Origin of the sequence: Streptomyces cyaneofuscatus (assembly GCF_000718135.1) — a bacterium.
Lineage (GTDB): Bacteria > Actinomycetota > Actinomycetes > Streptomycetales > Streptomycetaceae > Streptomyces > Streptomyces cyaneofuscatus.
In genome coordinates, this window is sequence record NZ_JOEM01000011.1 from 202,382 (window position 1) to 215,747 (window position 13,366).

The following is a 13,366-nucleotide window of genomic DNA, read 5'->3' on the forward strand; positions in this document are numbered from 1 at the left end:
GTGTGGCGTCAGCCGCCGAGCGCACCACCCGCGCCGCCTGCCTCATCAGCGGCGAGCGGGTCGGTCCTCAGGTGGATGACGCCGTAGTCGTAGGCGTGCCGCCGGTAGACGACACTGGGCTCCTTCGTCTCGGAGTCGACGAACAAGTAGAAGTCGTGCCCGACCAGTTCCATCTCGTAGAGCGCCTGGTCGAGCGCCATGGGTGCGGCGGTGTGGGTCTTCTCGCGCATCACGAGAGGCCCTTCGCCCTGCACCTCGATCGATCCGACCTTCGTGGTCGGTACGGGCTCCGACGGCTGCTCGCCGACCAGTTCGCCGTCCTCGTCGAACGAGGCGACACCCGGCACCACGTCCCCGACCTCGGCGGCCGACAGACGGCCGTTGCCCCGGCGGCTGTAGCGCTTGTCGTGCTGCTTGCGCAGCCGGGCCTCCAGCTTTCCGGTGGCCAGGTCGAGCGCTGCGTAAGGGTCGCCCGCCGCCGCTTCCGCCCGGATGACCGGGCCGCGCGAACGGAGTGTGATCTCCACCCGGTCGGAACGGTCGGCCTGACGGGGATTCGGCTCCTTGGACACCTCGACGTCGAGGCTGATCACCTTGCCGTCGAACTTCTGGATCTTGTCCAGCTTCAGCTTTTCGGCCACGTGCTTGCGGAACCGCTCGGGCACCTCGGTCTTGCGGCCCTTGACGACGATGTCCACGCAGAACTCCGTTCCCGGATCGCCCCGCTTCGGCGGCGGGGCATCTCCCTTTTGCACCAGCCCCCGGTGATTCCCAGGGGCCTCGGACTCGGTGACTTTCGCCTCCTCCTCCCCCATCGGAGAGGTCACTACCCCACCGGCTTCATCGCTTCCGGTCCATCGGTGAGTTACCTGCCCGAAACCTCACGGTGCATTCATCGAGGTTCGGCTTTCACCGTTCCTCACAACTGAACATAGCCTGCGCACCGGGGTATCGGCACCCGCTACCGGCACTTACCTCCGTTCAGGGGGTTTTGCCCTGCCATTACCTGCAACGATGCAAGTTCTCGGTCAGTTCCGGTTTATTTCGAAGGCGGACGGAGAAGCAGAGACGACCGCCGCCGCGCACACCCCGCGGCCGGAGGGTCTCCCGTCGCTCCCGAGCGCCTCGGTGACGGCCCGCGCCGCCTCGGCCAGCGTCGATCCCGTCGTCAACAGGTCGTCCACCAGGACCACCCTCCCGGGGGCGAGCAGCCGCGCTCCCCCTCCGGCCACTCCCAGCGCCCCGGCGAGATTCGCCCGCCGCCGGTGTGCCCCGAGCCCCGACTGATCGGCTACCGCCCGGCGCTGCCGCAGCACCGGGAGCACCCGGGCCGGCCGCCCCGTCCGGCGCAGCTCGTCGGCGGCCGCCCGGGCGATCCGCAGCACCGGATCATGCCCGCGTGCAGCGGTCGCGGAGCGCGCGGAGGGCACGGGCACCAGCAGCACGGGCCCCACGGCTCCCGCCTGCCCCGTCCCGGCCCGTACGGACGCCGCCAGAGCCCGTCCGAGGGGTCCGGCGAGCCCGAGTGCCCCCCGCTCCTTGTGGGCCAGCAGCACCGCGCGTACGGCGTTCTCGTAGGGCGCCACCGCGTGCACCGCAGGAAGCCCCGCGGGCCGGGGCGAGGGCCGCACCCTGCGGGCCGGCACCCCGTTCAGTGCGGCCCCGCACACCGGGCACAGCTCCGTACGCGGCCTGCCGCAGCCCGCGCAGGACACCGGCAGGACCAGTCCGGAGAACTCCCGCCACCAATCCCGCATGGATCCACCGTGCCCGGCCGTCGGGCAACGGTCCACCCCTGTGGAAAACCGCCGTGACGCGCCAGTCCCCCGACCAGCACCGGCATCAGCCCGGGTAGACCAGCGAGGTGCCTTCCTCCAGCACCGTCTGCCAGTTGTCCCCCGGCGAGAGCTTCACTATGCCGTCGCCCTCGGTCTCCGCCATCAGCGGGAGCAGCTCGTCGTCCGCCGCGGCGACCGCCTGGACCTGGTTCACCCCGGGCAGCACCCCGGAGGCTCCGGAGGACGGCGTGGAACCGTCCGCCTGCACGTACCGCACCTGCTGGACACCGCCCGCCTCCTTGCCGACCACGACGAGACGGCTGCGGCCCGACCAGGAGATGGCCGTCACGTCCGTGAGCTGGGGCGCGGCCTGGCGCAGGTCCTCGACCGAGAGCTCGGGCGCCTCGTCTGTCCCACGCCGCTCGACCCGGCCGATCTTGAGCGTCGTATGCCCGTCCTCCGTCACCAGCAGGGCGATCCGCACCCCGTCCGCCGACAGCCGCAGCTCCTCGATCCGCCCGCCGTCCAGGCCCGGGACCCGGACCTCCTGCGGCTCGCCCTCACCCTCGACCAGCCGCAGCAGCCTCGGGCGCGCCCTGTCGCGGTCGGCGACCCACAGGTCGCCCCGCCCGTCCCAGCTCGGCGAGGACAGCCGGTCGGCGGTCTTCTTGCCGGCGCTGGTCACCGCAGGAGCGGCCAGCTCACCTTCCTCGTCCAGGGACGCGACGTACAGGTTCTGCCCGGTGGCCGAGACCGCGGCGGCCCGCCGTTCGTCCCGGGCCACGCCGACGGCGCCCATCGCGACCGTGCCGACGCCCAGCGGGCCGCGCACCACCTCGGGTGTGCCGTTGCCCTCCTGCGCGCCGGGGAGCCGCTGGAGGCGCCCCTTGGCGTCGATGAAGTACTGGCTGTCAGGCCCGTCGGAGCTGCTGTCGGAGGAGAACTTCGCCGCCTCGTCCGCGTCCAGCGCACAGAGCCGGCCCCGCCCGCCCTCCAGCTCCACCTGCTCGACCCGCGCGGAGGTCAGGTCCCGCAGGGTGAAGAGCACCTGGGCGGCCATCATCCGGCAGGCCGCCCGGCCCGCCTTGTCGGCCTTGCCGTTGAGCGGCACTCTCAGCACGTTCTGGTCGTCGGGGGCCAGCGCGACGACGTCCTTGCGCAGGGCGGTCCCGGTGGGGAACCGGGAGTCGACCACGGGCCGCAGCCAGTTCGTCGGCCCCTCCAGCAGCGTCCTGACCGTCTGCGTCGCCGTGCTCATCCGCGTGACCGGATCGGTGCCGGTGCGTACGTAGACGGGGTCGGCGACGAGCGTCGGCTGTCCGGTCGTCCGCCCGGTGGCGTAGTAGTACTTGTTCACCGAGCGGTAGAGCCGCTTGAAGTCGGACTGCCCGAGGACCAGCCCGTCCGGCACGGTGTCGATGCGCCACTCGGCCTTCCCGTCCGCCACCTTCTCCCGCACCAGGTGCAGCACCTGGGAGTAGTCGGTGGGGGCGAGCGGCTGGTACGAGCTCTGGGCGTCGACGTTCGCCACCTTCTCGCCGGTCAGCGTGTAGGAGGTCTCGGAGTCCCGGCGCTCCTCGTCCTGGAGCGAGGGACCGCTGCGGTTGGGGGCCTGGGTGAGCACCGTGGTGCCCTCGCCCGGCTGCCAGGTATCGGCCGCGTCCTTGCTCAGGTACTTGCGCGTGGTCCGGAAACCTGGGTCGTCGCTGGTCATCGACTCCAGGAACCCGTCGACGATCTCGCTGGGCGCCGCGCCCTCACGGGGCTCGACCGCGTACACCTGCACCTGGGAGTCACCCGGCTGCGAGGCGTCGACCGCCTTGACGTCACCGGTCATCGGCATCGACCCGCAGCCGGCGAGCACGATGACGGAGCAGCCGAGCAGCGCGGACATCCGCACGCCGCGTCCGGGGCCACCACGACGGCGGTCAGTACCCACGAGTGGTGTCCTCCTGGTCGGAATGGGGCGCCGGGGAACCGGCACCGCCGGAACGCTCCGGTGCCGGGCGTGCCACCACCCGGGCCCCGTTGCCGGGCAGCGCCGCCGGGTGCACCGAGGCGGGGGCCGGGTGCGGAACCGTGGAGGAGCGGGCCGGCACGGGCAGCGGCGAGCGCTTCGCCGCACCGGGCTGGTTCGGCACGGACACCAGCCGGTTGTCGCCCGCCGACGCCTCGTCGCGCTCCCGGCTCTCCCGGTTGCGCCGGGAGTCCTCGGGCTCCAGCGGTATCGGCGAACCGCGCAGCGGCTCGTCCGCCGTACGCGGCAGGGTCAGCCGGAACTGGGACCCGCCGCCCGGCTCGCCCCACGCCTGGAGCCAGCCGCCGTGCAGCCGGGCGTCCTCGACGGCGATGGAGAGCCCGAGGCCGGTCCCGCCGGTCGTCCGGGCCCGCGCCGGGTCGGCGCGCCAGAACCGGTTGAAGACGCGGGTCGCCTCGCCGGGCTTGAGCCCGACCCCGTAGTCCCGTACGGCCACGGCGACGGCACCCTGGGCCACGCCCATCCGCACGATGACGTCCCGGCCCTCGCCGTGCTCGACGGCGTTGACCACGAGGTTGCGCAGCACCCTCTCGACGCGCCGGGCATCGGCCTCGGCGATCACCGGCTGGTCGTCGCCGATGACCAGGATCCGGCTGCCCTTGCGCTCGGCGAGCGGTTCGGCACCGCCGATCACCCGGTGCACCACGGTCCGCAGGTCTATCGGCTCGGCCTCCAGCGCCGCTGCGCCCGCGTCGAACCGGCTGATCTCCAGCAGGTCCGAGAGCAGCGACTCGAAGCGGTCGAGCTGGTCGCCGAGCAGCTCGGCGGAGCGCGCGGTGACCGGATCGAAGTCGGCACGCGCCTCATGGATGACGTCGGCGGCCATCCGTACGGTCGTGAGCGGGGTCCGCAGCTCGTGGGAGACATCGGAGACGAAACGCCGCTGCATCCGGGAGAGCTCCTCCAGCTGCTGGATCTTCAGCTGAAGGTTCTGCGCCATCTTGTTGAAGGCCTCACCGAGCCGGGCGATGTCGTCCTCGCCGGTGACCTTCATCCGTTCCTGGAGCTTCCCGGCGGAGAGCCGCTCGGCGATACCGGCCGCCATCCGCACCGGTGTGACGACCTGCCGCACCACGAACCAGGCAATGGCTCCGAGCAGCACGACGACGAAGAGCCCGGCGGTCGCCAGGGTCGTCTTGACCAGCGCCAGGGACTTCTCCTCCTGCGTGAGCGGGAAGAGGTAGTAGAGCTCGTAGGCCTGCTGGTCGATGTCGTAGAGCCGCTTGCCCACGACGAGGCCCGGCTGGGACTCGTTGCCGTTGGAATAGCGGATCAAGGAGTACGTCTGGAAGGCGCCCTGCCCCTTGCCCACGTCCTGGCGCAGGCGCTCGGGCACGCTGGCAGCCTCGACGCTGCCCGAACCACGCGGGGCACGGCTGCCCGCCCCCTCGCCCACCGAGTCCGCGCTGAGCGCGACCACGTTGAAGGCGTTCTTTCCGCCACTGGCCAGCTGGTCGACGAGCTCGGTGCGCCACGAGGTGTTGGCGGTCATGCCGTCGGGCCCCTCGGTGCCCTGCCCGCCCGGCGCCAGGGAAGCGTTCGCCTTCTCCTGGGCCGCGGCGAAACCACCGGCGGCCTGGGTCTGGGCGGCCTTGCCCTTCGCGTCGAGCAGACCGTTGCGGACCTGCCCGATCACGACGAAGCCGAGCAGCAGCACCACGCCGATCGACATCAGCAGGGTGCCCGCGACGACGCGGAGCTGCAGATTGCGCCGCCACAACCGCACGGCGGGCAGCAACGGACGGCGGACCCACCGCATCAGCAGACGCGGTACGGGCCCGCCGGGCGTCCGGTCCTGGAACAACCGGCCGCCCTGCAGGAAACGGCTCATACGAGAAGCCTTCCGTCCCGGACCGGCAGCCCGCTCCGCACGGACTCCCGGCTCCCCGGGGTTCGGAGCAGCGCTGCCCTCGGCCATATCAGCTCGGCCCGGCCTTGTAACCGACCCCTCGGACGGTCACGACGATCTCCGGCCGCTCCGGGTCCTTCTCGACCTTGGAGCGCAGCCGCTGGACGTGCACGTTCACCAGCCGGGTGTCGGCCGCGTGCCGGTAGCCCCAGACCTGCTCCAGCAGGACCTCACGGGTGAAGACCTGCCACGGCTTGCGGGCGAGGGCGACCAGCAGGTCGAACTCCAGCGGTGTCAGGGCGATGGACTGCCCCTCCCGCTTCACGGAGTGACCGGCCACGTCGATGACCAGGTCACCGATGGTCAACTGCTCCGGCGCGGGCTCTTCGGACCGCCGCAGGCGGGCCCTGATCCGGGCGACCAACTCCTTAGGTTTGAACGGCTTGACGATGTAGTCGTCGGCCCCTGATTCCAGGCCGACCACGACATCGACGGTGTCGCTCTTGGCAGTGAGCATGACGATCGGCACACCGGACTCGGCCCTGATCAGCCTGCACACCTCGATGCCGTCCCTTCCGGGCAGCATGAGGTCGAGCAGCACCAGGTCCGGCTTGGCCTCACGAAATGCGGCCAGTGCCTTGTCGCCGTCCGCTACGAACGACGGCTCGAAACCTTCTCCACGCAGCACAATCCCGAGCATCTCGGCCAGTGCGGTGTCGTCGTCGACGACAAGGACGCGTCCCTTCATAATCGACATCATCCCATTAGCTAATCGTTACCTGCGATGACCTGGCACACAGCTCTGCCAGTCCGACCCCCGTGACCGGGGAAATGACGCCCTCCTCGGTGACGATCGCCGTGATCAATTCGGACGGCGTGATGTCGAAAGCCGGGTTGTACACCGGGGCCCCGAGGGGTGCGACGACCTTCCCACCCCCGGCGCCCTCCGATACGCCTCCCGGGGATGTGACCTCCGTCACTTCTTGCCCGGAACGCTGCTCAACGATGATCGATGTGCCTTCGGCCGTCTCCATGTCCACGGTCGTCGTCGGCGCCACCACGATGAACGGCACATGGTGGTACTTCGCGAGCACAGCCAACGGATAGCTCCCCACTTTGTTGGCCACCGAGCCGTCTGCGGCAATGCGGTCCGCCCCAATGAGTACGGCATCCACCTCCCCCGCGGCGAACAGGGAGCCCGCCGCACTGTCCGTGAGCAGGCTGTACGCCATCCCGTTGCGCGCCGCCTCGTACGCCGTCAGCCTCGCCCCCTGGAGCAGCGGCCGGGTCTCGTCCACCCACAGCCGGCGCAGCCGCCCCTGCCGGTGCACCCGCAGGGCGACCGCGAACGCCGTCCCCTCGCCCCCGGAGACCAGCGCCCCGGTGTTGCAGTGGGTCAGCAGCTGATAGCCCTGCCCCGGCAGCAGCTCCTCCAGCAGCGCCGTCCCGTACTCCGCCATCCGCTCGCTGGCCCGGGCGTCCTCCCGGTGCAGCGCCCGGGCCTCGGCCAAGGCCACAGCCGCGGCCTCGGCCACCCCCGCCCCCTTCTCGGCGGCCGCCCAGTAGGCCGTGGCCACCCGTCGCACCCCGTAACCGAGATTCACCGCGGTGGGCCGCGCCCCCTCCAGCAGCCCGGCCGCCTCCGCCACGTCGTAGCCCCGCGCCGCCGCGAGCGCCACCCCGTACCCCCCGGCGATCCCGAGCAGCGGTGCCCCCCGTACCGCCAGCGTCCGGATCGCCCGCACCAGCGCGGGCACATCCGTACAGACCAGCTCGACCTCCTCCGCGGGCAGCCGCGTCTGGTCGAGGAGCACCAGTACGGGACCTTCCGGAAGCTCGTCCCAACGAAGTACGGAAAGCGCGGAAGGCTCGCTGCCCACCGGCGTTTGCACGTCCTGATCAGCCATCCACCCAGTCTGCCCGGTGAGCCGCCCACAAATGAAGGCACGAAGGAGAGAAGGCTCCCGGCCCGCACCGCACCGGCCCGTGGCACGATGGCTGCCAACCTGCCGCCCCGATGAGCGGACAGGACGGTGAAGGAGCGAGAATGAACGACTCTCCGGGCTGGGCGACGCCCGGATCTGCCCCCTCGGACGGCCAGGAGGCGGCCATTCCCCGCCCCTCCGCCCCCCAGGACGGAAGCGCACCGACGGGACAGTGGTCCCCCGAGCAGCCGCCTCCCGGGCAGTGGTCCCCGCCGAGCAACCCCGGCAACCGCCCGCCCGCCCCCGGCTGGGGCGGCGGTCCGCAGCGACCGGACTGGGGCATGAAGGCACCGGCGGCGAAGCCCGGCGTCATCCCGCTGCGCCCCCTGAGCCTCGGCGAGATCCTCGACGGCTCGGTCTCGGCCCTGCGCGCCCACTGGCGCACGGCACTCGGCTTCAGCCTCGCGGTCTCCGTGGTCGTCCAGATCGCCGTCACCCTCATGCAGCGCTACCTCCTGCCCAAGCCGACCACCGTCGACCCGAACGCCACCGGCACCGAAGCCCTTCGCCAGGCCTCCGAATCCGCCCGGACGACGCTGCTCTCCCTCGCCCCGGCGTCCCTCCTCACGATGGTCGCCACGCTCTTCACCGCGTCCATCGTCACCGTGGTGATCAGCCGCTCGGTGCTGGGCCGCCCGGTCACGCTCTCCGACGCCTGGGCCGAAGCCCGTCCGCGAATCCTCCCCCTGATCGGGCTGACCCTGCTGGTGGCCCTGATCGCCGCCACGGTCATGACCGTCGGTGTCGGCCCCGGACTGCTGGTGGGCGCCGAGGCCGGCGCGGCGCTGGCGCTCCTCGGCTTCACCGCCGCCTGCGTCGTGATCCTCTGGCTCCAGGTCAGCCTCGCCCTCGCCGCCCCCGCCCTGATGCTCGAACGGCAGGGCATCCTCGCCGCGCTGCGCAGGTCGGCGAAGCTGGTCCGCGGTGCCTGGTGGCGCACGTTCGGCATCCTCGCGCTGACCTACCTGCTCGTCTTCCTGGTGAGCTTCCTCGTCTCCATCCCCTTCGGCGTCGTCGCGGTCATCGCCGACGGAACCGACATCAGCGAGTTCTTCGAAAGCGGCGGCCCCTCCCTCGGCTGGCCCTTCCTGATCGTCACGGGCATCGGCGAAGTGGTCGTCTCCACGCTGCTGTATCCCTTCGTCGCCGGTGTGATGGCACTGCTCTACGTGGACCAGCGCATCCGCCGCGAGGCGCTCGACCTCGACCTCGCCCGGGCCGCAGGCCTCCCCGGCCACGACGCCGACACCCCCAGGAGCTGATGCGGTGTCGGGGGCGGGGGGCACCACAGCAGCACGGCAGGCCACCGGCGCGGGGGACATACCCGTGGACACTCCACGTGTCCCCGCCCGGGAGGCGGCTGAGAGCGAGCTGTCGAAGCCGATGTACCACGAGAACGATCCGAACATTCTCCAACGCGGCCTGAACCACTTCTGGGACTGGGTCGCCGGCGTGTTCGACGCCGCTGCGGGCGCCGCCCCCGGCGGCCCGGCCGGGCTCGCCGTCCTGGCCCTCATCCTCATCGGCCTCGCCGCCGCCCTCTGGTGGCGGCTCGGCATCCCCCAACGCTCCTCCCGGGCCCCGGACGCCCTCTTCGAGAGCGACGGCCCCCGCAGTGCCGCCCAGCACCGTGCCGCGGCCGACGCGCACGCCGCCGCTCTCCGCTGGACCGAAGCCGTCCAGGAACGCATGCGGGCCATCGTCCGGTCGCTGGAGGAACGCGCCCTGCTCGACCCCCGCCCCGGCCGCACGGCCGACGAAGCCGCGACGGAAGCGGGCCGCGCCCTGCCCGCCCACGCCGCCCGGCTGCGCTCCGCCGCCCGGGACTTCGACGACGTCACATACGGCGGCCGCACCGCGGGCCAACCCACATACCTGGCCCTGCGCGCCCTGGACACCGAACTCGACGAGGCGAAGCCCGTGCTGCCCGGAGCCTCCCGAGGAGCCGCCGGATGACCACGGCCACCGCCCCTTCCCCCACCTCGACGGCGCCCACCCCCCACCAGGTCTGGAAGCGCGCACGAGGACTGCTGATCGCCCTGCTCATCCTCGTGATCGCAGGCGTCACGTTCGCCGCGGTCCGCTCCGGCACCAACTACGGGCACCTCGACCCCCGCTCCGCCGACGCGAAGGGCAGCCGCGCCGCAGCCGAGCTCCTCAAGGCGCGCGGAATATCCGTCACCGTGGCGACGACCCTCGACGAAGCCACCACCGCGGCAGGACCCGACACCACCCTCCTGGTCACCGGCCCCAATCTCCTCACCCCCACACAACAGCGCCGGCTCCACGAGGCAACCAGCGCCTCCACCGGCCGCACCGTCCTGATCGCCCCGGGCCCGGCAGCCGCGTCTCGCCTCTCCCCCGGCGTACGCACCGAGCCCCACCGCCCGGTGGCCCCCCTCCCCCCGTCGTGCGCCTTCCCCGCCGCCCGCAGCGCCGGAACGGCGGACATGGGCGGCGTCCGCTACACGGCACCGGACTCCACCGCCACCGCCTGCTACCCCAGCGACGGCAGCCCCAGCCTGCTGATCCTCAAGCACCGCGGAGATGGTGACACCGTCCTCCTCGGCTCCCCCGATTTCCTCCGCAACGAGCGTCTCGACCAACAGGGAAACGCCTCTCTCGCCCTGCAACTCCTCGGTTCGCGACCCCATCTCGTCTGGTACCTCCCCTCTCTGGCCGATCCGTCCGCCACCAGCGACGACGGCTCCCCCGACAACAACGACACCGACAGCGACGGCAACGGCGGGGAGGCTTCGGGCGAGGAGAGCGACTTCCTCGACCTCATCCCCTCCGGCTGGCTGTGGGGAACGCTCCAACTCACGCTCGCCGCAGTCCTCGCCGCGATCTGGCGAGGCCGCCGCCTCGGCCCCCTCGTCGTGGAACGCCTGCCGGTCTCCATCCGCGCATCGGAGTCCGCCGAAGGCCGCGCCGGCCTCTACCGCAAGGCCAACGCCCGTGAACGAGCAGCCGAATCACTCCGGGCCGCCGCCCGGACCCGCATCGCCCGCCTCGCCGGCGTAACCGCCCGCGAGGCGCACACCTCCGACGTTCTCCTCCCTGCCGTGTCCGCCCGCACCACCACTGGCGACGACCTGAGCACCCTGCTCTTCGGCCCGGCCCCCGCCGACGACGCGGCCCTTGTCCTGCTGGCCGAGCACCTCGACGCCCTCGAAAGAGAGGTACGCACTTCATGAGCGCCCCGACCCCCGAGCCGGCCGAACCCACAGCGGTCCCCGCGACCCCTGCGGCTCCGGAGCCCGCCGACGGCGCCCGCCCGTCCTTGGAAGCCCTCCGCTCCGAGATCGCCAAGGCCGTGGTCGGCCAGGACCCGGCTGTCACCGGACTCGTCGTCGCGCTGCTCTGCCGCGGACACGTACTCCTCGAAGGCGTCCCCGGAGTCGCCAAGACCCTCCTGGTCCGGGCCCTCGCCGCCTCCCTCGAACTCGACACCAAGCGCGTCCAGTTCACCCCCGATCTCATGCCGAGCGACGTAACGGGCTCCCTCGTCTACGACGCCCGTACCGCCGAGTTCTCCTTCCAGCCCGGCCCGGTCTTCACCAATCTGCTGCTCGCCGACGAGATCAACCGCACCCCTCCCAAGACGCAGGCCTCCCTCCTGGAAGCGATGGAAGAGCGTCAGGTCACCGTCGACGGCACCCCCCGCCCGCTGCCGGACCCCTTCCTCGTCGCCGCGACCCAGAACCCCGTCGAATACGAGGGCACCTACCCGCTGCCGGAAGCCCAGCTGGACCGCTTCCTACTCAAACTGACCGTGCCTCTGCCCTCCCGCCAGGACGAGATCAACGTCCTCACCCGTCACGCCGACGGCTTCAACCCCCGCGACCTCAAGGCAGCAGGCATACGGCCCGTCGCAGGCCCCGCCGATCTGGAAGCGGCCCGCGCGGCCGTCGCGAAGACCACGGTCTCCCCCGAGATCGCCGGCTATGTGGTGGATATCTGTCGTGCCACGCGCGAATCCCCCTCGCTCGCTCTGGGCGTCTCCCCCCGAGGCGCCACCGCACTGCTCTCGACCGCACGCGCCTGGGCCTGGCTCACCGGCCGGGACTACGTCACCCCGGACGATGTGAAGGCCTTGGCGCTTCCCACACTCCGTCATCGCATCCACCTGCGGCCCGAGGCGGAAATGGAGGGAGTCACCCCCGACTCCGTCATCACCTCGGTGCTCGCCCACGTCCCCGTACCCCGATGAGGCGGTGACCATGGCCCTCACCGGACGTACCGCACTGCTGGCCGCGCTGGGATCACTCCCCGTAGGCATCCTCGCTCCGAGCTGGGCCGGGATGCTCGCGGTCAACGCACCGCTCTCACTAGCGATTCTGTGCGACTACGCCCTGGCAGCGCCAGTGCGAACGCTCCGATTCACTCGATCCGGCGATACATCTGTTCGACTTGGTGACGCGGCCGATGTGCAACTCACCGTGACCAACAGCTCGCGGCGGCGGCTCCGGGCCCAGCTCCGCGATGCCTGGCCGCCGAGCAGTTGGCCCACCGGCACCGAACAGGCCGCGTCCCGCCACACATTGACGGTCCCTGCCGACGAGCAGCGGCGCCTGACCACTGTTCTGCGTCCCACCCGCCGCGGCGACCGCAGGGCCGAGCGCATCACGGTCCGCTCGTACGGCCCGCTCGGCCTCGCCGCCCGCCAAGGCAACCACCGCGTCCCCTGGTCCGTGCGGGTGCTGCCCCCGTTCACCAGCCGGAAGCACCTGCCGTCCCGGCTCGCCCGCCTCCGCGAACTCGATGGCCGCACCAGCGTTCTGACGCGCGGTGAGGGCACGGAGTTCGACAGCCTGCGGGCGTACGTGCCGGGAGACGACACCCGTTCCATCGACTGGCGGGCAACGGCACGCCAGTCGGCCGTCGCGGTCCGGACGTGGCGCCCCGAGCGCGACCGCCACATCCTCATCGTCCTGGACACCGGACGCACCTCCGCGGGCCGCGTGGGCGACGTCCCCCGCCTCGATGCGGCGATGGACGCCACCCTGCTCCTCACCGCACTCGCGACGCGCGCCGGCGACCGCGTGGACCTCCTCGCCTACGACCGCCGCGTCCGAGCCCGTGTACAGGGCCGGACCTCCGCAGGCGACGTCCTGGCGACGGTCGTCGACACCCTCGCCACACTGGAGCCCGAGCTCGTCGAGACGGATGCCAGGGGTCTCAGCACCACAGCACTCTCCGCCGCCCCCCGCGGCTCGCTGATCGTTCTCCTGACATCCCTGGAGGCCGCGCCTATCGAAGAGGGCCTCCTCCCGCTGCTCCCTCAGCTCACCCAGCGCCACACGGTTCTGCTGGCCGCCGTGTCCGATCCACGGATCGAGGAGATGGCAAAGGCCCGGGGCACGGTGGACGCGGTGTACGACGCCGCCGCCGGCACCCAGGCCCAGGCCGAACGCCGCAGCACGGCGGAGAAACTCCAGCGCCATGGCGTCGTCGTCGTGGACGCCACCCCGGACACCATCGCCCCCGCCCTCGCCGACGCCTATCTGGCCCTCAAGGCCGCAGGCCGCCTCTGAGGCTCTCCGACAACGGCCTCCGGTGAGCGACGGACGACGCTTGTCACTCGCTCACCGGAGGCCAAAGGCTTCGGACATCTCCGGAACGCAGAAAAGCCCCGCACCATACGGTGCGGGGCTTTCCCGGAAAAATTGTTCGGCGGCGTCCTACTCTCCCACAGGGTCCCCCCTGCAGTACC

The 13,366-nt window shown here is 71.7% G+C and carries 11 protein-coding genes; 5 read left to right on the top strand and 6 right to left on the bottom strand.

Features of this window, described 5'->3' with window-relative positions:
* Positions 1-8 precede the first annotated feature (8 nt).
* From hpf to mtnA, 6 genes are all read right to left on the bottom strand, one after another.
* Positions 9-698, bottom strand: a complete 690-nt coding sequence (gene hpf / locus IF17_RS0120165; protein ID WP_018512285.1) for a ribosome hibernation-promoting factor, HPF/YfiA family — start codon at positions 696-698, stop codon at positions 9-11.
* A 330-nt stretch (positions 699-1,028) separates the two neighbouring features.
* Positions 1,029-1,757, bottom strand: a complete 729-nt coding sequence (locus IF17_RS0120170; RefSeq protein ID WP_030567893.1) for a ComF family protein — start codon at positions 1,755-1,757, stop codon at positions 1,029-1,031.
* Positions 1,758-1,842: 85 nt separating this feature from the next.
* Positions 1,843-3,678 (bottom strand): LpqB family beta-propeller domain-containing protein, encoded by a 1,836-nt coding sequence (locus IF17_RS0120175; RefSeq protein WP_032772273.1) that lies wholly within the window; start codon positions 3,676-3,678, stop codon positions 1,843-1,845.
* 28 nt (positions 3,679-3,706) lie between these two features.
* Positions 3,707-5,734: an MtrAB system histidine kinase MtrB gene (gene mtrB / locus IF17_RS0120180; protein WP_032772275.1), complete on the bottom strand. Its 2,028-nt coding sequence runs from the start codon at positions 5,732-5,734 to the stop codon at positions 3,707-3,709.
* A gap of 1 nt (position 5,735) precedes the next feature.
* On the bottom strand, positions 5,736-6,425 hold the full coding sequence (mtrA, locus tag IF17_RS0120185; protein ID WP_007448372.1) for a two-component system response regulator MtrA: 690 nt from the start codon (positions 6,423-6,425) through the stop codon (positions 5,736-5,738).
* 4 nt (positions 6,426-6,429) lie between these two features.
* On the bottom strand, positions 6,430-7,572 hold the full coding sequence (gene mtnA, locus IF17_RS0120190) for an S-methyl-5-thioribose-1-phosphate isomerase (RefSeq protein WP_078615969.1): 1,143 nt from the start codon (positions 7,570-7,572) through the stop codon (positions 6,430-6,432).
* 140 nt (positions 7,573-7,712) lie between these two features.
* On the opposite strand from mtnA, the gene IF17_RS0120195 reads away from it, so the two are divergent.
* The 5 genes from IF17_RS0120195 to IF17_RS0120215 are packed head-to-tail and all read left to right on the top strand — an operon-like array spanning position 7,713 to position 13,187.
* Positions 7,713-8,912, top strand: coding sequence for a DUF7847 domain-containing protein (locus IF17_RS0120195; protein WP_030567900.1), 1,200 nt, complete (start codon positions 7,713-7,715; stop codon positions 8,910-8,912).
* A 4-nt stretch (positions 8,913-8,916) separates the two neighbouring features.
* On the top strand, positions 8,917-9,606 hold the full coding sequence (locus IF17_RS0120200; protein WP_030567902.1) for a DUF4129 domain-containing protein: 690 nt from the start codon (positions 8,917-8,919) through the stop codon (positions 9,604-9,606).
* On the top strand, positions 9,603-10,847 hold the full coding sequence (locus tag IF17_RS0120205) for a DUF4350 domain-containing protein (protein WP_030567905.1): 1,245 nt from the start codon (positions 9,603-9,605) through the stop codon (positions 10,845-10,847). The genes IF17_RS0120200 and IF17_RS0120205 overlap by 4 nt, the downstream gene beginning before the upstream one ends.
* Positions 10,844-11,863 carry an AAA family ATPase gene (locus tag IF17_RS0120210; RefSeq protein WP_030567907.1) on the top strand — a complete coding sequence of 340 codons (1,020 nt, stop codon included), beginning with the start codon at positions 10,844-10,846 and terminating at the stop codon, positions 11,861-11,863. The genes IF17_RS0120205 and IF17_RS0120210 overlap by 4 nt, the downstream gene beginning before the upstream one ends.
* A gap of 10 nt (positions 11,864-11,873) precedes the next feature.
* Positions 11,874-13,187 (top strand): DUF58 domain-containing protein, encoded by a 1,314-nt coding sequence (locus tag IF17_RS0120215; protein ID WP_030567908.1) that lies wholly within the window; start codon positions 11,874-11,876, stop codon positions 13,185-13,187.
* The last annotated feature ends 179 nt before the right edge of the window (positions 13,188-13,366 follow it).